Here is a 21836-nt window from a genome sequence, read left to right as displayed (position 1 = left end):
AAAAGACAGAAACGGGCCGAGTGCCCGTTTTGCCTTTTTATAATAAAACAATGTAATAAGAAATCAGTACGGCAACAACTTAGCCTTAGTATCTTGCCCAACTTCGTTGAGCTTAATGGTATAGCCTTTGGAGTCGTTCCCCTTAATATTAGTGACAGCAAAACAGGCCAATGGAGAATACAGTACTTCACGTTCGTTATTTTCAAACTTCAACCCATTTGATACCACTATTCCCCTACCACTATTACCTTTAACTTCGAACATGATCTTGACGCTATCCCCGGTTCGGTCAGCGAAATCCTTAGCAACACCCACATCTTTTGAAGTGGAGAAGAACTGTCCCAATTTATATACAGATCCCGCACTATCATTCTTGAATTGAGTAATTAACTTATTAATCCCATCTTGAGTCATTCCCTGCCCACGGTGAGATGTAGTCTTGGTGTCAGTTGGGGTATACCAAGCCTTAGCAACGTCCTTGACCAGCGTGGATAAATTAGAGCAATGGAACTGTATGGCCGATTTGATCGGTGCATTCCCCCCACTGAAGATGCTATCACCGTGTGTTTTTACATACTCAGCTATTACTTTGTTTCCATTTAGTTTTACAGGCTGGTTCGCACTACCAAACTGATAGCGAGCTTCGGCATTAATAGCTCCGCAACCTTCATTACTCTGATAAACCATAGAAAAATTATTACGGAGCTCTTTATGTTCTTTAGCTAGTTTTTCCGCATTGACTTCAGCTGTCTCAATAGCATCTATTTGCTTACCGATATCTGCCTTCTCCGTCGTCAACTGACTAAGTTTGGTTTGATTATCTGTTCTCTTAGTCTGGGAAGAAGCCACACTTTCAGTCTTGTTACCAATTAATTGTGAAAGAGCTGACATGCCGATGCCAGCAGAAACTGCACTTCCCTTCACCTCCAATTTGCTAGCTGCCGCTTGTTGTTCAAGTTTGTAACGGCCGCCATTTATCAAGTTTTTCAGAAAATTGCTTCCCTGCCCAAACTTAAAATGATCGTTTTTAAAGCGGATGTTGGCATCATTACCATGTTTGTTTGCAATACCCTTCAGACTTGTCAAAAAAGAGTTATTCTTCTTAATATCACTCTGCGAGGTGCTAATTTCTTTTGTAAGAGTTGCTATCGCATGTGTGACACTCTTTATGCAAGCACCCAACCTGTTTTCTTGTTTAATTAACGCCTCTTTATCTGGCAGTTTAGCGGTATTGATCAGTCCGCTGCTTTTACTTGTGCTACTTATATTCATCGATAAAGTTCCTGTTAAGAGCTTCCCGCAAGAAGCAGGCAGCTATAAATAATTTTCTAGTTACCGCGATTATAAGAGGCAGACTCAAACAAAACTTTAATAAAACGATTCACTCACTCTATGGATTTAAGGTTTTTTAATAACGGCAGCGGGGGAGTCTTTGTATAGAAAAGCCAGACACAAACCGCTATCTTTATCATTACTTTGCAGATAGCGGCCCGTAACTTGCTGGCCTTCAAGGGGGGGAGTAAAGCAAACTCTAATCATTAAATTAAAAATTAACGACAGGACTTATAATACTGCTAACTACTTTAATCATTTTAATTACGGCCTTACCCCCAGCGTATGACAAATCGCATAACTCAATTCTGCACGATTGAGGGTATAGAAATGGAAATCCTTCACCCCTTCGCGGCTAAGAATCTTCACCATATCCATCGCTACTGATGCACCGACCATTTTGCGCGTTTCAGGGTCGTTATCCAGCCCTTCAAAAATAGTGGTCATCCAATTAGGCACCCGCACATTGGTCATGGTGGCGAAGCGCTGGAGCTGTTTAAAGTTAGATACTGGCAAGATACCCGGCACAATCTCAACATCAATACCGGTCGCTACACAGCGGTCACGAAAACGCAGGTAACTTTCCACATCAAAGAAAAACTGAGTGATAGCGCGGTTAGCCCCGGCATCAATTTTGCGTTTCAGATTAATCAGATCAGCTTGCGCGCTTTTGGCTTCGGGATGTACTTCTGGGTAAGCGGCAACGGAGATATCAAAATCACCCACGTCCTTTAATAAACCGACCAAATCAGAAGCATACATCTCCGGCTTGCCGCTGTCGGGCGGTAAATCACCGCGCAGCGCCACGATATGGCGAATACCGCTGTTCCAGTAATCGGTCGCAATCTCACGTAGCTGGGTAGGAGAGGCATCAATGCAGGTCAGATGCGGCGCGGCTTCAAGCCCGGTGCGCTCTTTAATCCCTTTGATGATGCTGTGGGTACGATCACGCTCACCGGAGTTAGCACCATAAGTCACCGAGACAAATTTTGGTTTCAACGTGCTCAGGCGGTCAATTGAGCTCCACAGGGTCTCTTCCATCTCGCTGGTACGCGGCGGGAAAAACTCAAAAGAAACATTAATCTGGCCTTGCAGCTCTGCCAAACTTTGATTCAGCGCTTCCCGCTGGTTTGCGTGGAAAAAACTCATACCCTGTTACCCCATTGCCTATTGTCATCATTTTGACGACTTATGTTATCTGTCATTTTATAAGCGTCTATACGTTTAGACGTCTAAATAGCAAGATGAACGAAGTTGGTTAAAGAGTCAACTGTTAAATAAGTCTGGCGTGATGATGAGTATTCACCTACAACATGAGGGAGATTCATGTGCAGTTCCTTTTAATAAAATTTCTTATTTATCAATTTATTATCTTTGGGTTTCTCTTTTATTGCTATTAATTGTTCATTCAATCCTCGTTTTATTATATTCACGAATATTGCCTATATGTCATGCTGGAATACTGTTGTGAATTATTAGATATATTTAAAGGGAGTTATTATGAACGTTAGAGAGCGTATTCAGTTCTATAATAGACTTGCAAAACATCTACCGGCGATCGTCCAACAAAATAAAATACAAGGAAAATTCCAGAAAAACCCGTTAATTTTATCTAAAACAATAACTAAAATTTGTGAAAAAAACAATTTTGAATTGAATGTGCCGCAAAAACATTTAGATAAAGATAGTAATATCAATAGCAAAGAGGTCATTTCAGCAAATAAAATTAAACACTATTTTAGAGTTCATTTGAAAAAATTGGAGAACATGGAGGAAAATGGCCTTTACACCAATAAAGGATTTATAAAAACAACCTATAAAGGCAATGATAAATCCATTTATAATAGAGAATACTACCACAGTAGAAATAAAGACCATCCTATCGTATATAAACCTAATGAGATATCTGTTGGTGTGGAAAACGGCAGTTTTAAAACACTTACCAGAAAAGATCACCGTTTTGTCGCGCTGGAACCAGTCGATATAAGTGATCGGTTTGAAACAGATAATAACTTCAATGATATAAACAATATACGTAGTATTAAGACTGGGCTGGCCGTTAGCACAAAGCTGATCATTGCTGCCAATGCCGGAATTTGTGTTTCAAAATATATAAAGTGTGGAAACATAATCCCTTGCGAGGCGTTTAAGAATGCCGTCAATGACTTAAAGACACTACATAAACAAAACGGTTATCTAAGAGATATCAAACCAGAAAATACTACCTATGATGGTAAACAGATTAATTTTATTGATGTTGAAGACAGAATATCAAAAGATACTCACAGCAACCACTCAACAGTAAAATTCAAAATATATGGTGAGCCATGTATATATACAAAGCATTATATTACTTCTGATTTACTACATAATATTTATGATAAACACTCTGAACTTTCAAATAACAAAGATGTAGTGAAATACTTAAAATCAGCTGATGAATATGCTTTTTTACTCACATTCATCGCTGCAACCTCTAAATCAAAGGGACTGAGAAATACAATTATATCGCCTACCTGGGCCAGAAATCCTCAAAAAATGAGTGCGATAAATAAAGTACATCTAACCAAATGGGTTGACCAGCATGTCAAATCCCAAGACAGACACACGGTAAACTTATTATTATCTGCCCCAGATAAGCATGCCATACTAAGAAATGATGTTTATTTGTCCGATATGTTATTGTTCAAATAACAAAGTCAACAAGCGCCCGATTAATTGCTTCGGGCGTCTGTTTATTTCAGGTTAATATCGCGTTCGTTACAACAACTGGGCTAGCCGGTTTAAATCAGACTGAATGGCACCGGCGGTGACATCACGCCCGGCCCCTGGGCCACGAATAACCAATGGGTTATCGCGATACCAACGGCTCTCGATGGCAAAAACGTTATCGCACGGCAACAAGGAAGCCAATGGATGATCAGCACGTACTGCCTCAACGCCCACTCGCGCCTTACCATTGGCATCAAAGCGCGCGACGTAGCGGAGCACCAGACCCATTTCATTAGCGGCTTCTAAGCGCTGAATCATTTGCTGATTCAATGCCTCGCCATTCTCAAAGAATTGATCCACCGATCCAACATCGGCACCGGCTGGCACCAGCGATTCCACCCGCACCTGATTCGGTTCAATGTCGTAACCGGCTTCACGAGCTAAAATCACCAGCTTACGCATCACGTCTTGCCCGGAGAGATCGACACGCGGATCGGGTTCGGTCAAGCCCTGTTGCCAGGCTTGATCCACCAGCTCGGTAAAGGGCACGGTGCCATCAAACTGCAGGAATAACCAAGACAGAGTGCCCGAGAAAATACCGCTGATCGCCAGAATACTGTCACCGCTATCACGTAAATCGCGCACGGTATGGTTCACCGGTAACCCCGCGCCCACCGTGGCGTTATACAACCAGTGGCGGCCGGTTTTGGCAAAAGCATCACGGATTTGGCGGTAATTATTGCTGCTGGAGGCTCCGGCTAATTTATTGGCGCTGATAACATGGAAACCATAGCTGGCGAAATCCAGATACTGCTCGGCAAGTGACTCACTGGCGGTCACATCCAACACCACCAAATCATCAAATGGGTGTGCACGCATCCACAAGAACAAGGATTCTTCATCCTGCTCTTTGGCCTCATCATCATAAAATGCCAGTGTCCGACTCGCATCCAGCCCGTCATAACTCAACAAACTACGGCGGCTATCTACCACACCGGCTAGCACGAACTCAAAACCACTGCGAGCTGAGATATTCTTCTGCTCACGGGCAAATAGCTCCAACCAGCGAGCACCGATATTACCTTTACCAAACAGCATCAAACCAATGCGCTTCTCGGCGCGGAACAGTGATTGGTGTAAGCCCTGAATCAAGTGCTCAGTCGGCCCGAGACGCAACACCGCAACCATACTGATGCCGTCTTCCGCCTGCCAAATAAACTCAACTGGCTGATCTTTCAGTTGTTGATAGAAACGGTGGCTATGCAAAGGGTTCTTGCAAACCCCAGCGCCGACCAAAGCGACCAGAGCCAACCCCTCGCGCAGGGATAATTTCCCCGGCAGCGTGGCATCCTCCAGCACTCTTAATGCGCTGTTAACCACTTCGGAGGTATAGCAAAGTTGCAATAGATTACGATCAGGATGAATACCGGTAGCCAGCGGCTTGATTTGCGCGCGTTTGAGCAGCAAATCAATCTCTTTCTGTGCCAGCGAGAAATCATGGTGGCCGGCAATCTGTAATTCGATCAGGCAGACATCATCATGGCTGGTGACAATTTTGGCACCTGACCCTGAAGCCAGCACCCGCTCAATACGGGTTGAACCCTGTTCTGGCTGATAGCTACAGCGCAGTTGTAAATCAATATCGCTGCCGGAAACCGGCTGTAGGGTGCGGGTATGCAGTACCGGCGCTGCCAACCGAGCCAGTTCACTGGCTTCATCCAGCCGCAGTAAAGGTAACAAACAGGCATCTTTAACTTTGCGCGGGTCAGCACTGTATACCCCCGCCACATCACTCCAGATGGTAACACGTTCGACCCCTGCCAGCGCCCCGACCTGAGTGGCCGAGTAGTCACTGCCGTTACGCCCCAACAACACTGTTTCACCGGCGTTATTGCGCGAAATAAACCCCGTCACCACCAGACGTTGGTGTGGGTGTTGTGCCATTAATTGCTGCAACAACGGATATGAACGACCTTCATCGATTTGTGGCTGTGCCGCGCGTTCAGCACGCAGGAAACTGCGAGCATCGAGCCAGTCGGCATCCATATCGAGTTTGTTCAATACCGCAGACATCAGTCGGGCCGACCAAATCTCACCATGACCAACCACTTCGGCATAGATTGCATCATCGACTTTGTTGTCCAACAGGCCAGCCAGCCGTTCCAAATCATGAATAAATTCACTAATTAACGGCTCAGCCATTTCTGGTGACAATAAACCACTAATCAGGTCATGTTGGTAACGACGCAAGTTTTGCTGCACCTGATGAGCAGAAAGCCGGTCAGTTTGACTGAGTTTCAACCAGCTAATCAGCTGGTTAGTGGTGCTACCCGCCGCAGACACCACCATAAGGTCGCCGGGATGACTGTAGTTGGCCATAATATTGGCCACCCGCAGGTAACACTTCACATCCGCAAGACTACTACCACCAAATTTATGCAGTTGACGGCCGGTCACCGCCGCTGCTACCGCTGTTGCATTCATACTTACCTCGGTCTCGCCAACTGGAAAGCATTTTCCAAATCGGCAATCAAATCTTCGCTGTCTTCGATACCCACGGAAATTCGCAATAAACTATCAGTAATACCGGCGGCCGTGCGCGCTTCTGGCGCCATACCGGCATGGGTCATGGTCGCGGCATGGGAAATCAGGCTTTCAACGCCTCCCAAAGACTCTGCCAGGGTAAATAATTCAAGGGCAGAGAGGAAACGACGCAATACCTGCTCATCACCATCAAGCTCAAAACTGAGCATCGCACCAAAACCTGACTGCTGACGGCGAGCAATTTCGTGGCCGGGATGTTGTGGCAGAGAAGGATGATACAGCTTTTTCACTAAAGGCTGTTGCTCTAAATAGCGGACAATTTCATCTGCGTTACGCTGCTGTTGAGCCATACGCGGTGACAGCGTGCGTAACCCACGTAATAACAAGTAGCTGTCAAATGCCGCACCGGTCACGCCGATATTATTCGCCCACCACGCCAGTTCGACAGCCAACTCAGGATCTTTGGCAATGACCGCGCCCGCCACCACATCAGAATGACCATTCAGATATTTGGTACAGGAATGCACCACCAGATCCGCCCCCAGAGCAAGTGGCTGCTGTAGCGCCGGGCTGAGGAAGGTGTTATCGCAAACCGTTAATGCACCGACGGCATGAGCGGCTTTACAGATAGCGGCAATATCCACCACTCGCAACAGCGGGTTACTCGGGGTTTCAATCAAAACCAGCTTGGGTTTTTCAGCCAATGCCTGACTCAATGCCACGTCATCGCCCTGGTCAACAAACAGCACCCGATACGCGCCGCGCTTGCTTAAGCTGTCAAACAGACGATAGCTACCCCCGTAACAGTCATGCGGAGCAACCAGCAGATCGCCGGGTTTAAGGAAGGTGGTGCAGACCAAATGAATCGCCGACATCCCGCTGCTGGTCATTACCGCACCAGCACCCCCTTCCAGCTCAGCCAATGCCCGCTGTACCACATCGCGTGTCGGGTTGCCGCGACGTGAATAGTCATGGGCACGTGGCTGATTAAAATCGATAAAATTATAAGTACTGGAGAGGTGAATCGGGGGGACAACACAGCCGTATTGCTCGTCATCGTTCAACCCGCTACGCACTGCTATGGTTGCCTGTTTACGCGTCATATGGATTTCCACCAACCGGATATCGAGAAAATGTTACGCCAGAGTAGACGCACAAATTACGGACGTCAATACATCTGGACATCTAAACTTCTTTGCGTATAGATTGAGCAATGGGATAATAACCGCTAAAATTATAGAGGTTTTAGATATCCTTATGATGTCAGTCAGGTTTCAGTGGTGCCTTGTTTAACCATGAATTTGTTTAACCACAAAGATGGCATAGAAAGGTAATAGCTATCAATAAATAGCAAAAAAGGTTATTTCAGTGACATTAGTCTAGTAAAATTGACATTTATTTAGTGAGAACAGCGAAGATCGGGCATAATTAGCCGGTTTTCAGAACTTTGTATTTTTCCGACAAATTTAAGGTGTCCCATGGCTGAGTGGAACGGCGAGTATGTCAGCCCTTACGCTGAACACGGTAAGAAAAGCGAGCAAGTCAAAAAGATTACGGTATCCATTCCGCTGAAGGTTTTAAAAATCCTCACCGATGAACGGACTCGCCGTCAGGTGAATAACCTGCGCCATGCCACCAACAGTGAGTTGTTGTGTGAGGCTTTTTTGCATGCATTTACCGGTCAGCCGCTACCGAATGACGAAGATCTGCGCAAAGAACGCAGTGATGAAATCCCGGAAGCCGCGAAGATTTTAATGCGTGAATTGGGTGTTGATCCCGATACCTGGGAATATTGATTTCCAGCTACCGTCCGGTCCAATCTGGATCTGAGAGTAGAAATGAAAAAAGGCCCCTGGAGGCCTTTTTTTCGTCTGACGGGCAATAATTACTTCTTAGCACCCGGCACGCTGAAACGCTTGTTAAAGCGGTCAACACGGCCACCGGTCGCAACATCACGCTGCTTGCCAGTGTAGAACGGGTGGCATTCGCCGCACACGTCCAGATTCAGGTCATGACCAACAGTAGAGTTGATCTTGATAACGTTACCGCAAGAGCAAGAAGCAGTAACTAAATCGTATTTAGGGTGGATACCTTTTTTCATGGAAAACCTCTATATTTAGGCCGTGTCGCTATCCAGCCCTACTCCGCCAGACACCACACGATTGATAAATAAGAATTTATCGTTAACGAATAGTTGATTGCTAACGAACAATCGCTGATAAAATAAACAACGGTTGTTAGCAGAATTTGATATCGAATTATATCAAAGGCGGCGAATAATACAGAATTTGACCAAGCCGCGCAATCGAATCCGCACATTGTGTAGCATGCGGTGTAAACTGTTCAATCTTTATTTATACCCGTCATACTTCAAGTTGCATGTGCGTTGGCTGTGCTCAATAACCCGAGTCACTTACTTATGTAAGCTCATCGGGATTTTCTCGCTGGCCGCCTTCCTGCAACTCGAATTATTTTGGGTATAGGCCAATTGTATTTATTTAGACCAACTTTAGTTATCAGGATGAAAACACATGCCCGTTGTTCAAGTGGCGTTACCCGTTCCTCTGGCTCGTACCTTTGACTACCGCCTTGACAGTGCCATGGGCTGCCCGGTAGTAGGTGCTCGCGTCAGTGTGCCATTTGGTAAACGCAACGCCATCGGTATTGTCGTGGGTATCAGCGAGACCAGTGCATTTCCCCTTGAACAACTCAAAGCTATTGATGCGGTGCTGGACGGTGACAGCTTATTTCCACCCAGCCTGTGGCGCATTCTTTGTTGGGCAACAGAGTACTATCATTATCCGATAGGCGAAGTGCTGTTCCATGCCTTGCCCATTCTATTGCGTCAAGGAAAGCCCGCGCAGTCAGCCCCCTTGTGGCAATGGTTTGCCACCGAACAAGGTCGTGCCACACCACCGGAAAGTTTAAAACGCGCCCCTAAGCAGCAGCAAGCTCTGGCCGCATTATTACAAAAGCCAGTTTATCGCCATCAAGTTAATGAAATGGCATTAACAGAAAGCGCACTGCAAGCATTGCGTAGCAAAGGGCTAATTGACCTGCGGGCGCAAGAAGTGGCAACCACTGACTGGCGCAACGGCTTTTCCGTGTTGGGCGAACGCCTGCGGCTCAATACCGAGCAAGCCACCGCCGTCGGAGCGATTCGCAGTGAAGATACTCAGTTTGCCGCCTGGTTGTTGGCCGGGGTGACTGGCTCGGGTAAAACCGAAGTTTATCTCAGTGTGCTGGAAAATATTCTGGCGCAGGGCCGTCAGGCGCTGGTTTTGGTTCCTGAAATAGGCCTAACACCACAAACTATCGCCCGTTTTCGCGAGCGCTTCAATGCGCCAGTTGAAGTGCTCCATTCCGGTTTAAACGACAGCGAGCGCTTATCCGTCTGGCTACGTGCGCGTAACGGTGAAGCCGCCATTGTAATAGGGACTCGCTCCGCGCTGTTCACACCATTCTCCCGTCTCGGCGTCATCATTATTGATGAAGAGCATGATAGCTCCTATAAACAGCAAGAAGGCTGGCGTTACCATGCCCGCGATTTAGCGGTATTCCGTGCGCGCGAAGAAGGCATTCCCATCGTGATGGGGACGGCAACCCCCGCGCTGGAAACCTTACATAATGTGCAAATGGGTAAATATCGCCAGTTAACGCTATCGAAACGAGCAGGTAATGCCAAACCGGCAGTGCAGCACTTGTTAGATCTCAAAGGGTTGCCACTCAAAGTCGGCCTGTCTCAGCCGCTACTAAAACGGATGAAAACCCATTTGCAGGCTGACAATCAGGTGATTCTGTTCCTCAACCGCCGGGGTTATGCACCAGCACTGCTGTGCCATGAGTGTGGCTGGATAGCAGAATGTCAGCGCTGTGACCACTATTACACCCTGCACCAGAATTACCGCCAATTGCGCTGCCACCACTGCGACAGTCAGCGCCCAGTGCCACAGCAATGCCCTAAATGTGGCTCGACTCATTTGGTATCAGTGGGTGTCGGTACTGAACAGTTAGAGAATGAGTTGGCACCGCTGTTCCCAGATACGCCGATCACCCGTATTGACCGCGATACCACCAGCCGCAAAGGATCATTGGAACAACATCTGGCTGATGTACATCAAGGGGGAGCGCGGATATTGATTGGCACCCAAATGCTGGCGAAAGGCCATCACTTCCCCGATGTGACTCTGGTGGCATTGCTGGATGTCGACGGTGCACTATTCTCGGCAGATTTCCGTTCGGCAGAGCGCTTTGCGCAGCTCTACACGCAAGTGTCAGGCCGTGCTGGTCGTGCGGGTAAGCAAGGCGAGGTCATCTTACAAACCCATCACCCTGAGCATCCATTGCTGCAAATTCTGCTGCAACAGGGCTACGATGCCTTTGCCAAACAAGCACTAGCTGAGCGCAAAAGCGTATTTTTACCGCCTTATACCAGCCATATCATCGTGCGCAGTGAAGACCACGATAACCAGCAATCGGCACTGTTTTTGCAACAATTGCGTAATTTACTGGAAGCCAGCCCGTTGAAAGATGATGCATTATGGATTATGGGGCCGGTTCCGGCATTACAGGCAAAACGAGGTGGCCGCTTCCGTTGGCAATTATTGTTACAGCACCCCTCGCGGCAATTACTGCAACGACTGATTAAAACATCTCAGCCGCTGATCAATACTTTGCCGCAGGCACGGAAAGTTAAGTGGACATTAGATGTTGACCCCATAGACAGCTAAGCGGCTGATGCCACCACGATATTAGCTGTAACGCCAATAATTTTTGCCGTAGAACTGCATCACAAAGCAATCGTTTACACTGCTTTATGCGAGCTAGTGCGAAAAACTCCACTTCCATCACACTTTTAATGCAAATTAGGTAACAAATTGCCCTCACTATCTGTATAGAATGACGGAAAGCCTGCATTAAGCATGAGTGCTGGCTCGGAGCCAGAGCAAGGAGAAAGGCGTTGGAACATAAGAAAGAATTCACCATGGCCACCATGAAAGACGTTGCCGAAATGGCAGGTGTTTCAACTGCGACGGTATCGCGCGCATTGATGAACCCGGAAAAGGTTTCAACAGTGACTCGGCAAAAAGTGGAGCAAGCTGTTCTGGCTGTCGGTTACTCTCCTCACGCTTTGTCTCGCAATATTAAACGTAATGAGTCGCGCACTATTCTGGTTATCGTTCCAGATATCAGCGACCCCTTTTTTGCTGACATCATCCAGGGCATTGAACATGCCGCAGCCCAACAAGGTTATCTGATCTTAATTGGTGATTGCGCACAACAAACCCAGCAAGAGCGAACTTTTGTTAATCTCATCATCACCAAACAAATTGATGGCATGTTGCTGCTAGGCTCTAACCTGCCGTTTGATGCCAGCAAGGAAGAACAACGCAATTTACCGCCGATGGTGATGGCAAATGAGTTTGCACCAGAACTGGAACTGCCCACCGTACATATCGATAACCTGACCGCCGCTTATGAAGCCGTTAATTATCTGCATGAGTTAGGTCACAAACGTATTGCCTGTGTTGCCGGGCCGGAGAATTTTCCTCTATGCCAATATCGGCTACAGGGTTATATCCAGGCGCTCCGCCGTAATGGTATTACGATAGACAGTGACTATATTATTCGCGGTGATTTTAGTTATGAGGCTGGAGCGGAAACCTTTGCCACTCTAATGGGGCTACCTCACCCCCCTACAGCAATATTTTGTCACAATGATGTCATGGCAATAGGGGCGATGTGGCAGGCCAAGAGAATGGGGCTACGTGTCCCGCAGGATATCTCAGTGGTCGGCTTCGACGACCTGAAACTGTCACAGTATTGCGATCCCCCCTTGACCACCGTGGCACAACCACGCTATCAAATTGGTCAGCAAGCCATGCTACTATTGCTTGAACAGTTACAAGGGCATTCAGTACAAAGTGGCTCCCGCTTGTTAGACACCGAATTAATCATCAGGGAAAGTACTGCTGCGCCTAAACGCTAGGCAAATATTCAAGGGTTCAGTAACATGACGGACTTATTCCATCATCACGACGCAGCGAAACGATAGTGGCACAAAGAGATTATGTAAGCCGAGGGCGCTCAGGAGCGCGGCGCAAAAGCACCAGCCGGAAAAAACGCAGTGCTCCAGCAGTATCCAAAACCGTGATGGCACTGGCCGTCGCGCTATTAGTGGTATTTGTTGGTGGACTTTATTTCATCACCCACAATAAACCGGGTGAGCTTCCGCTACTGCCTAGCCATGACCCGCGCACCGGAAATGGCTTGCCGCCAAAACCGGAAGAGCGTTGGCGTTATATTAAGGAGTTGGAAAATCGTCAAATTGGTGTGCCAACACCAACTGAACCCTCTGCTGGTGGCGAAGTCAACTCTCAGACACAACTGACCAATGAGCAGCGCCAATTGCTTGAGCAGATGCAAGCGGATATGCGCCAGCAACCGACGCAGCTTTCAGAAGTACCGTATAACCAAGGGATGCCGGTGCCACGTTCAGCAGTGACCATCAAACCACCGGTCACCAATATGCAGCAGCAACCCTTAACGCAGCCACGTCAGACGACGACGCAGCCAATACCGGCACCACAGGTACAAGTACAGCCGCAGGTCACGCCACCGCGCACACAGCAACCTACTGCGCCGGTCGCACAGGCAGCAACACCGCCGAAGCCGGAAAAAGAGAAAGAAAAAGCACAACGCTGGATGGTGCAATGTGGTTCATTCAAAGCCGCTGATCAGGCTGAATCTATTCGCGCCCAATTGGCATTCGAAGGCATCGAAAGCCGCATTACCGCCGGCGGTGGCTGGAATCGCGTGGTACTCGGCCCTTACAGCACCAAGGCTGCGGCCGATAAAGCCTTACAGCGTTTGAAAGGCGCAGGTCAATCAGGATGCATTCCCCTCGCTGTTGGGGGTTGAAAAGCCATAATCCTCCCCCATTTATAATCTCAATATACCCCATACTGTTTTTCTGAATTCAGTATGGGGACTCATTCAGTCTGCAACGAGGGTCCGCTCGTGACAACAATTGTAAGTGTACGCCGTAATGGTCATGTCGTTATCGGTGGTGATGGCCAGGTCACTCTGGGTAATACCGTAATGAAAGGCAATGCTAAAAAAGTACGCCGCCTTTATAACAATAAAGTCATTGCTGGTTTTGCTGGCGGTACTGCTGATGCCTTTACCCTGTTTGAGCTATTTGAGCGCAAACTGGAGATGCATCAGGGCCACCTGACTAAAGCTGCCGTTGAGTTAGCCAAAGATTGGCGCACCGATCGCATGTTACGCAAACTCGAGGCATTGTTGGCAGTCGCGGACGAAACGGCATCACTCATCATTACCGGTAACGGCGATGTGGTTCAGCCAGAAGATGACCTGATTGCTATCGGCTCAGGCGGGCCTTATGCCCAGTCTGCTGCGCGCGCGCTGCTAGAAAATACCGAATTGGGTGCACGAGATATCGTTGAGAAATCTCTGAGCATTGCGGGGGATATCTGTATCTATACCAACCGCTTCCAAACCATTGAAGAATTAACGTACTAGACGTTATTAACATACAGAGCGTAAGGATAGAGTGACATGTCTGAAATGACCCCACGCGAAATCGTCAGCGAACTTGATAGCTATATTATCGGCCAGGATAAAGCTAAACGTGCAGTAGCTATTGCCCTGCGTAACCGCTGGCGTCGGATGCAGCTTAGCGAAGAGCTGCGCCATGAAGTTACCCCTAAAAACATTCTGATGATCGGCCCAACCGGTGTGGGTAAAACTGAAATTGCCCGCCGTCTGGCAAAACTGGCCAATGCACCTTTCATCAAAGTAGAAGCGACCAAATTCACCGAAGTTGGCTATGTTGGTAAAGAAGTGGACTCTATTATCCGCGATCTGACCGATGCAGCAGTGAAAATGGTTCGTCATCAATCCATTGAAAAAATGCGTTATCGGGCTGAAGAGTTAGCCGAAGAACGTATTCTGGATGTGTTAATCCCGCCGGCCAAGAATAACTGGGGCCAGCCGGAAGAGACCCAAGAGCCATCGCCGACACGTCAAGCCTTCCGTAAGAAGCTGCGCGAAGGTCAGTTGGATGATAAAGAGATTGAAATCGATCTGGCGGCTGCACCGGTCGGCGTCGAAATCATGGCTCCTCCGGGCATGGAAGAGATGACTAATCAGTTACAATCCATGTTCCAGAATATCGCTGGGCAAAAACAAAAACCGCGCAAAATCAAAATCAAAGAAGCATTTAAACTGCTGATTGAGGAAGAAGCGGCGAAACTGGTTAATCCAGAAGAGCTGAAACAGCAGGCGATTGATGCGGTCGAGCAGCACGGGATCGTATTTATCGACGAAATCGATAAAATCTGTAAACGTGGTCAAACGTCAGGCCCAGATGTGTCTCGCGAAGGTGTGCAGCGTGACTTGCTGCCATTGGTGGAAGGTTGCACCGTATCAACTAAACACGGCATGGTGAAAACTGACCATATCCTGTTTATTGCCTCCGGTGCATTCCAGGTCTCCAGTCCGTCAGACCTCATCCCTGAATTGCAAGGTCGTTTGCCAATTCGGGTAGAATTGCAGGCCCTGACAACAGATGATTTTGAGCGCATTCTGACCGAACCGAGTGCTTCACTAACTGAGCAGTATAAAGCGCTGATGGCAACTGAAGGGGTGACTGTTGAGTTTACCCGTGAAGGTATCCGTAAAATTGCTGAGGCGGCATGGCAGGTTAATGAGCGCACCGAAAATATCGGCGCACGCCGTTTGCATACTGTGCTGGAACGTCTAATGGAAGATATCTCTTATGACGCCAGCGAGAGTAATGGTCAATCCATAACTATTGATGCGGCATATGTCGGTAAGCACCTGGATGAGTTGGTTGCAGATGAAGATCTGAGTCGTTTTATCCTATAATTCGCTTTATAAGCCTTTGCTGGATAAAATGGTTCGCCAAATTAAGAGTGGGAGGCGCTGCCTCCCACTCTTATTTTTATCGTATGATCGCTTTGAAGTTTTTAACTCGCCGATATGGGCGGACCAGACTCCTATACAATGAAGCAGAACATGAGCCAATCAACTAATACCCGCTTAACCAGCACCAGCCAGACCCAGGCTTGGCTGGAAAGCCTGCGGCCAAGAACATTGCCACTGGCCTTTGCCTCTATCGTTACCGGTTCAGCGCTGGCTGTCTGGCTCGATAGTTTCAAGCCGGCAGTCGCATTGCTCGCCTTATTAACCGCCGGCCTGCTGCAAATTTTGTCCAATCTCGCCAATGATTATGGCGATGCGATTAAGGGCAGTGATACCGAAGAACGTATCGGGCCATTGCGCGGTATGCAAAAAGGGATAATTACGCGTCACCAGATGAAAGTCGCGCTAATCATCACGGTGAGTCTGACCGTTATCTCAGGTATCGCACTCATTGCCGTGGCTTGTGAAAAACCCAGCGACGTTTTAGGTTTTTTACTGCTCGGGCTGATGGCAATTGTGGCTGCAATTACCTACACCGTGGGTAGCAAACCCTATGGCTATATGGGGTTAGGTGATATCTCGGTATTAGTATTCTTCGGCTGGTTAAGTGTCGCCGGGACTTACTATCTTCAGGCTGGCCACTTTGACAGTATCGTCATGCTACCGGCTACCGCTTGTGGTTTACTGGCAACCGCTGTTTTGAATATTAATAATTTGCGCGATATCGAAAATGACAAAGCAAATGGCAAAAACACACTGGCAGTGCGTTTAGGCCCGGTCGTCGCACGTTATTACCATGTCCTGCTGATTATTGCGGCTATCTTCTGCCTGACATTATTCAATATTCTTTATCTGCATAGCTGGGCAGGTTGGATTTTTGTTCTGGCGATTCCCTTGTTAGCCAGACACGCGCTATTTGTACTGCGTGAGCCTACCGCCGCTGGTATGCGCCCGATGCTCGAACATATGGTCAAAGCCGCACTACTAACCAATATCCTGTTTGCTATCGGTCTGGTGTTGAGTTAATCCCGCCTCTTTTTTCTCCGGGTTGTGGTCGATAAAATCTGCCCGGAGAAATTTAACAATTGATGATTTTGCCAACAGCGGCCAGAAAGGGATATACTTAGCATCCCAGCCGCAACCAGACGTTAATCCTATGAAATATGATACTTCCGAACTCTGTGATATCTATCATGAAGAGGTAAATGTGGTAGAACCACTGTTCTCCAATTTTGGCGGACGTACTTCATTTGGTGGCAAAATAACCACTGTAAAATGTTTCGAAGATAACGGCTTGTTGTTTGACCTACTCGAAGAAAATGGTCTTGGCCGTGTTTTAGTTGTCGATGGCGGTGGCTCTGTGCGCCGTGCATTAATCAATGCTGAACTTGCTGATTTAGCATTGAAAAACGAGTGGGAAGGCATCGTTGTTTACGGCGCTGTTCGTCAGGTTGATGAACTGGCCGAATTGGATATTGGTATCCAGGCGATGGCCGCAATTCCAGTCGGTGCTGCAGATGAGGGTATTGGTGAGAGTGATATTCGCGTTAATTTTGGCGGGGTGACTTTCTTCTCCGGTGACCACTTGTATGCAGACAATACCGGGATCATTTTGTCAGAAGAACCTTTGGATATTGAGTAATATCCCTCTGATTCACAGATAATAATCATTAGATAGGGCGATATTGATATCGCCCTTTTTGCCTTTCCGATCAGGAATGGCGACATGACTAGCGGCTTTTAACAACGTGTTGGTGATACTTTAAGCCAACTGGCACTCAGACTTCTTCCATCTTTCCCAACAGTGCCCGCAGACGATCCTGCCACACATGCTGTTCTTGTTTCAGTTGCTCATTTTCGCGCACTAGCGCTTCACGACCACCAGCCGCTTCCTGAACTTCTTGGGACAGGGTGTTATTTTTCTCTTTCAGCTCTTCAATTTCCATCTGTAACAAAGTGATGGTATCAATCGCCTGCTGAACTTTAACTTCCAATTTCTCAAATACTTCAAATGACATTCTTCGGTCCCCTTATGAGTCGCAAGGCGTACATCTCTTGATCGCAGTCATCATTGTTAACTTCAGTTGCCACATAAGCGGGAGCAACTATCGATAAATGAAACTGCTGTGAATACTTATTTATCGCGCTATATATCCATCAAACAAGTGCAACAAGCACTCTATTTTAGACGTCCCATCGCCCAAGTGACGCAGCTTGATAAACGATGGTCTTGTAAAGCGCCGCCCTTGTAAAGCGATTGTATGTAGCCAGCCCCCCCCTGTCTAGCGCCATGCCGGTACAAACCACACTCTGTTGCAATTTCATGCCAAGAGCCATCAGTAAAAACTGAAAAATCCCGATGACCAATCCTGTAAAGTTATACACGGCTTTAACAACTGAGGAAGAAAGCACTGGTCTGATCACACTTTTAAAGTCCCTTAACGGCCGTGAATAACGCGAAATCGCTCATTTTTATGACGTACCACACACATTTTGATTTCGCTATTTCTCGTTTGTGCTCGTTAACGATAAATTTACATCACCCCTTTTATAATTCGAAGGGTAAAAATAAGAAATACCCTATAAATCTCTGTCTCTAGGACATCTACTATGAGCCAAACCGCTAGTTCGACCTTGAAGGGCCAATGTATCGCGGAGTTTCTCGGTACTGCTCTACTCATCTTTTTTGGTGTGGGCTGTGTCGCTGCATTAAAGTTGGCTGGGGCCAGTTTTGGGCAGTGGGAAATTAGTATTATCTGGGGCCTGGGTGTTGCCATGGCCATCTATTTAACCGCTGCCATTTCAGGCGCTCATCTTAATCCGGCAGTTACCATTGCATTGTGGTTATTTGCCTGCTTCGATCGCCGCAAAGTGATTCCCTACATTTTGGCGCAGATTGCCGGGGCATTTTGTGCCGCGGCCTTAGTGTTCGGCCTCTACTACAATCTGTTTATCGATTTTGAACAAACTCATCAGATAGCACGTGGCAGTGTTGAGAGTCTGAATCTGGCCGGTATTTTCTCTACTTATCCAAATCCGCACATTTCTGTTTTCCAGGCTTTCCTGGTTGAAACCGTCATTACCGCTATTTTGATGTGTCTGATCCTGGCGCTAACTGATGATGGCAACGGCATTCCACGCGGCCCATTGGCGCCACTGCTGATTGGTATTTTGATTGCCGTTATTGGCGGTTCGATGGGGCCACTGACTGGGTTCGCATTAAACCCTGCTCGTGATTTTGGTCCAAAGCTATTTGCTTATTTTGCAGGCTGGGGCGAAATCGCCTTCACTGGCGGTCGTGATATTCCTTACTTCCTGGTGCCAATCTTTGGGCCTATCGTTGGCGCATTGGTCGGTGCATTCGGTTATCGCGCCCTGATTGGTCGCCATTTGCCATGCGATGTATGTGTCGCTGACGATGAAGAAACCACGGTTACGACCACAGAACGCAAAGCGTAAATAATAGATACTGGAAGAATATACCCACTGTAATTGGAATTGTGGGTATAAACGGCAACTTAAAAGTAGGCTAATTATGACAACTGAAAATACTACTCAAAAGAAATACATTGTCGCACTTGATCAAGGAACCACCAGTTCCAGAGCTGTGGTGTTGGATCACAATGCCAATATCGTGAGTATATCTCAGCGCGAATTTGAGCAAATATACCCAAAAGCAGGATGGGTTGAGCATGACCCAATGGAAATCTGGGCTACCCAAAGCTCGACATTGGTCGAAGTGCTAGCCAAAGCCGGTATCAGTTCTGACGAAATTGCTGGCATCGGTATCACCAACCAACGTGAAACCACCATTGTCTGGGACAAAACAACAGGTAAACCGGTATATAACGCCATTGTCTGGCAATGCCGCCGTACTGCCGATATCTGTGAAAAACTGAAAAAAGAAGGGCTGGAAGAGTATATCCGCCACAACACTGGGCTGGTGGTCGACCCTTACTTCTCCGGCACCAAGGTGAAATGGATCCTTGATAACGTAGAAGGCGCGCGTGACCGTGCTGAGCGCGGCGAGTTACTGTTTGGTACTGTTGACACCTGGCTAGTGTGGAACATGACGCAAGGCCGCGTACACGTAACGGATTACACCAACGCATCACGTACCATGATGTTTAATATCCGCACCAAAGAGTGGGATGAACGTATGCTGAAAGCGCTGAATATCCCGCGCTCTATGCTACCTGAAGTTCGCCCATCCTCAGAAGTTTACGGCCAGACCAACATTGGTGGTAAAGGAGGGACTCGTATTCCTATCGCCGGGATTGCCGGTGACCAACAAGCCGCGCTGTTTGGCCAGCTTTGTGTCCAACCAGGGATGGCAAAAAATACCTACGGCACCGGCTGCTTCCTGCTGATGAACACCGGTACAGAAGCAGTTCAATCCAAGAATGGTCTGCTAACCACCATCGCCTGCGGCCCTCGCGGTGAAGTTAACTATGCACTGGAAGGTGCGGTATTTATTGGCGGTGCATCCATCCAATGGTTGCGTGATGAACTGAAACTTATCAGCGATGCTGATGACTCTGAATACTTCGCCACCAAAGTGAAAGACAGCAACGGCGTGTATGTGGTGCCGGCCTTCACCGGCCTCGGAGCTCCTTATTGGGACCCGTATGCACGTGGTGCAATTTTCGGCCTGACCCGTGGGGTTAACAGCAATCACATCATCCGTGCAACACTCGAATCTATTGCTTATCAGACTCGTGATGTACTGGATGCTATGCAAGCGGATTCCGGTGAGCGCCTGAAATCGCTACGTGTTGATGGTGGTGCGGTGGCGAATAACTTCCTGATGCAGTTCCAGGCCGATATTCTTGGCACGCGTGTTGAGCGTCCAGAGGTACGTGAGAGTACAGCTCTGGGTGCCGCATTCCTGGCGGGCTTGGCAACTGGCTTCTGGAATGATTTGGATGAAGTGAAGAGCAAAGCCACCATTGAGCGTGAGTTCCGCCCAGGAATAGAAACTACTGAGCGTGATTTCCGCTACAGAGGCTGGAAGAAAGCGGTGGCCCGCGCCCAAGCGTGGGAAGAGCACGAAGAGTAACGGCTCGCCTGTTTTATGCTGAAATGTTTTTTGCAATCGACGCCCCATCACTCCCCCGATGGGGCGTTTTTATTATGAAAAATCCCACCTCACCAAAAGACACTCTTGCGGCTTCACGTCACAAAGGTGGTAGAATTCCGGCTTCCATTCTTCTATACCACCTCAATTAACAGGTTAATGATGAAACGTGAATTAGCCATCGAGTTTTCCCGTGTCACCGAAGCTGCCGCGCTGGCAGGTTATAAGTGGCTGGGTCGGGGCGATAAAAATGCTGCCGACGGTGCTGCTGTAAAGGCCATGCGTATTATGCTCAATCAGGTCAATATTGATGGGCAGATTGTTATCGGCGAAGGTGAAATCGATGAAGCTCCAATGCTGTATATCGGCGAAAATGTCGGCACAGGCCAAGGCGATGCGGTTGATATCGCGGTAGATCCCATTGAAGGCACCCGTATGACTGCAATGGGTCAGGCTAATGCACTGGCCGTGCTGGCGGTGGGAGATAAAGGCACATTTTTACATGCGCCGGATATGTATATGGAAAAGCTGGTGGTTGGCCCCGGAGCGAAAGGCGCTATCGACCTTAATCTGCCGCTGGAACTCAACTTGCGCAATGTGGCTATCAAGCTGAATAAACCATTGACTGATTTAACGGTTATTACGCTCGCTAAACCGCGCCATGACGGCATCATCGCCGAAATGCAGCAACTGGGTGTCAAAGTGTTCGCTATCCCCGATGGCGATGTTGCGGCTTCCATTCTAACCTGCATGCCAGAAAGTGAAGTGGATGTGATGTACTGCATCGGCGGAGCACCTGAAGGAGTGATTTCTGCGGCGGTCATCCGCGCCCTGGATGGTGATATGCAAGGCCGTTTGCTACCTCGTCATCAAGTAAAAGGTGATAACGAAGACAACCGTCGCATTGGTGAAGAAGAACTGGTGCGCTGCAAATCAATGGGTATTGAGGCAGGTAAAGTGCTGTTACTGGGTGATATGGCCCGTAATGATAATGTGATTTTCTCTGCCACCGGCATTACCAAAGGTGATCTGCTGGAAGGCATTTATCGCAAAGGGAACATGGCAACCACCGAGACACTGCTGATTCGCGGTAAATCCCGCACTATCCGCCGTATCCGCTCCACCCATTTCCTTGATCGCAAAGACCCGGCACTGCATGAGTTCTTGCTGTAATTCGTCTCACGAATTCTTTAGCAAAAAA

The 21836-nt window shown here is 47.9% G+C and carries 18 protein-coding genes; 12 read left to right on the top strand and 6 right to left on the bottom strand.

What is annotated here, in order from left to right:
* Nucleotides 1-63: 63 nt before the first annotated feature.
* A complete protein-coding gene (locus tag FTB31_RS21355; protein WP_227724010.1) occupies nt 64-1272 on the bottom strand; it encodes an ADP-ribosyltransferase domain-containing protein in 1209 nt (402 codons plus the stop codon).
* 324 nt (nt 1273-1596) lie between these two features.
* A complete protein-coding gene (gene metF, locus FTB31_RS21350; RefSeq protein ID WP_050076960.1) occupies nt 1597-2481 on the bottom strand; it encodes a methylenetetrahydrofolate reductase in 885 nt (294 codons plus the stop codon).
* Between the two features lie 351 nt (nt 2482-2832).
* On the opposite strand from metF, the gene FTB31_RS21345 reads away from it, so the two are divergent.
* The gene (locus FTB31_RS21345; protein WP_077295676.1) at nt 2833-4026 is read left to right on the top strand and encodes a hypothetical protein; all 1194 of its coding nucleotides are present in this window, start codon (nt 2833-2835) and stop codon (nt 4024-4026) included.
* A gap of 66 nt (nt 4027-4092) precedes the next feature.
* Here the strand turns inward: FTB31_RS21345 and FTB31_RS21340 are convergent, their stop codons facing one another.
* Nucleotides 4093-6528 carry a bifunctional aspartate kinase/homoserine dehydrogenase II gene (locus FTB31_RS21340; RefSeq protein ID WP_077175582.1) on the bottom strand — a complete coding sequence of 812 codons (2436 nt, stop codon included), beginning with the start codon at nt 6526-6528 and terminating at the stop codon, nt 4093-4095.
* A 2-nt stretch (nt 6529-6530) separates the two neighbouring features.
* Entirely contained in the window at nt 6531-7691 is a 1161-nt protein-coding gene (metB, locus tag FTB31_RS21335; protein ID WP_019084396.1) for a cystathionine gamma-synthase, read from the bottom strand.
* Between the two features lie 375 nt (nt 7692-8066).
* On the opposite strand from metB, the gene metJ reads away from it, so the two are divergent.
* On the top strand, nt 8067-8384 hold the full coding sequence (gene metJ, locus FTB31_RS21330; RefSeq protein WP_004392248.1) for a met regulon transcriptional regulator MetJ: 318 nt from the start codon (nt 8067-8069) through the stop codon (nt 8382-8384).
* A gap of 89 nt (nt 8385-8473) precedes the next feature.
* Here metJ and rpmE read toward each other — a convergent pair whose 3' ends face one another.
* Nucleotides 8474-8689 carry a 50S ribosomal protein L31 gene (gene rpmE, locus FTB31_RS21325; RefSeq protein ID WP_019080282.1) on the bottom strand — a complete coding sequence of 72 codons (216 nt, stop codon included), beginning with the start codon at nt 8687-8689 and terminating at the stop codon, nt 8474-8476.
* Nucleotides 8690-9119: 430 nt separating this feature from the next.
* On the opposite strand from rpmE, the gene priA reads away from it, so the two are divergent.
* From priA to rraA, 7 genes are all read left to right on the top strand, one after another.
* Complete coding sequence (gene priA, locus FTB31_RS21320; RefSeq protein ID WP_227722153.1) at nt 9120-11318, top strand: primosomal protein N'; 2199 nt, start codon at nt 9120-9122, stop codon at nt 11316-11318.
* Between the two features lie 230 nt (nt 11319-11548).
* Nucleotides 11549-12577, top strand: coding sequence for a DNA-binding transcriptional regulator CytR (gene cytR, locus FTB31_RS21315; RefSeq protein ID WP_050076957.1), 1029 nt, complete (start codon nt 11549-11551; stop codon nt 12575-12577).
* 65 nt (nt 12578-12642) lie between these two features.
* Entirely contained in the window at nt 12643-13509 is an 867-nt protein-coding gene (gene ftsN, locus FTB31_RS21310; RefSeq protein ID WP_050076956.1) for a cell division protein FtsN, read from the top strand.
* Nucleotides 13510-13608: 99 nt separating this feature from the next.
* On the top strand, nt 13609-14133 hold the full coding sequence (gene hslV, locus FTB31_RS21305) for an ATP-dependent protease subunit HslV (RefSeq protein ID WP_004714422.1): 525 nt from the start codon (nt 13609-13611) through the stop codon (nt 14131-14133).
* 36 nt (nt 14134-14169) lie between these two features.
* Nucleotides 14170-15501, top strand: a complete 1332-nt coding sequence (gene hslU, locus FTB31_RS21300; protein ID WP_050076955.1) for an HslU--HslV peptidase ATPase subunit — start codon at nt 14170-14172, stop codon at nt 15499-15501.
* A gap of 150 nt (nt 15502-15651) precedes the next feature.
* On the top strand, nt 15652-16584 hold the full coding sequence (locus FTB31_RS21295; RefSeq protein ID WP_050076954.1) for a 1,4-dihydroxy-2-naphthoate polyprenyltransferase: 933 nt from the start codon (nt 15652-15654) through the stop codon (nt 16582-16584).
* Nucleotides 16585-16714: 130 nt separating this feature from the next.
* Nucleotides 16715-17200, top strand: coding sequence for a ribonuclease E activity regulator RraA (gene rraA, locus FTB31_RS21290; protein ID WP_038637991.1), 486 nt, complete (start codon nt 16715-16717; stop codon nt 17198-17200).
* Nucleotides 17201-17336: 136 nt separating this feature from the next.
* Here the strand turns inward: rraA and zapB are convergent, their stop codons facing one another.
* Nucleotides 17337-17576 carry a septal ring assembly protein ZapB gene (zapB, locus tag FTB31_RS21285; protein WP_004392238.1) on the bottom strand — a complete coding sequence of 80 codons (240 nt, stop codon included), beginning with the start codon at nt 17574-17576 and terminating at the stop codon, nt 17337-17339.
* 592 nt (nt 17577-18168) lie between these two features.
* Between zapB and FTB31_RS21280 the strand changes: the two genes are divergently transcribed.
* The 3 genes from FTB31_RS21280 to glpX all read left to right on the top strand — a co-directional run bounded on the left by FTB31_RS21280 (nt 18169) and on the right by glpX (nt 21808).
* The gene (locus tag FTB31_RS21280) at nt 18169-19017 is read left to right on the top strand and encodes an MIP/aquaporin family protein (protein WP_050076953.1); all 849 of its coding nucleotides are present in this window, start codon (nt 18169-18171) and stop codon (nt 19015-19017) included.
* Between the two features lie 76 nt (nt 19018-19093).
* A complete protein-coding gene (gene glpK, locus FTB31_RS21275; RefSeq protein WP_050076952.1) occupies nt 19094-20617 on the top strand; it encodes a glycerol kinase GlpK in 1524 nt (507 codons plus the stop codon).
* Between the two features lie 180 nt (nt 20618-20797).
* Nucleotides 20798-21808, top strand: a complete 1011-nt coding sequence (glpX, locus tag FTB31_RS21270; protein ID WP_011815289.1) for a class II fructose-bisphosphatase — start codon at nt 20798-20800, stop codon at nt 21806-21808.
* The last annotated feature ends 28 nt before the right edge of the window (nt 21809-21836 follow it).

This window comes from Yersinia proxima (assembly GCF_902170785.1).
GTDB classification, from domain to species: domain Bacteria; phylum Pseudomonadota; class Gammaproteobacteria; order Enterobacterales; family Enterobacteriaceae; genus Yersinia; species Yersinia proxima.
The sequence above is the reverse complement of the archived record's forward strand: the minus strand, read 5'-3'. Positions and strand labels throughout refer to the sequence as shown.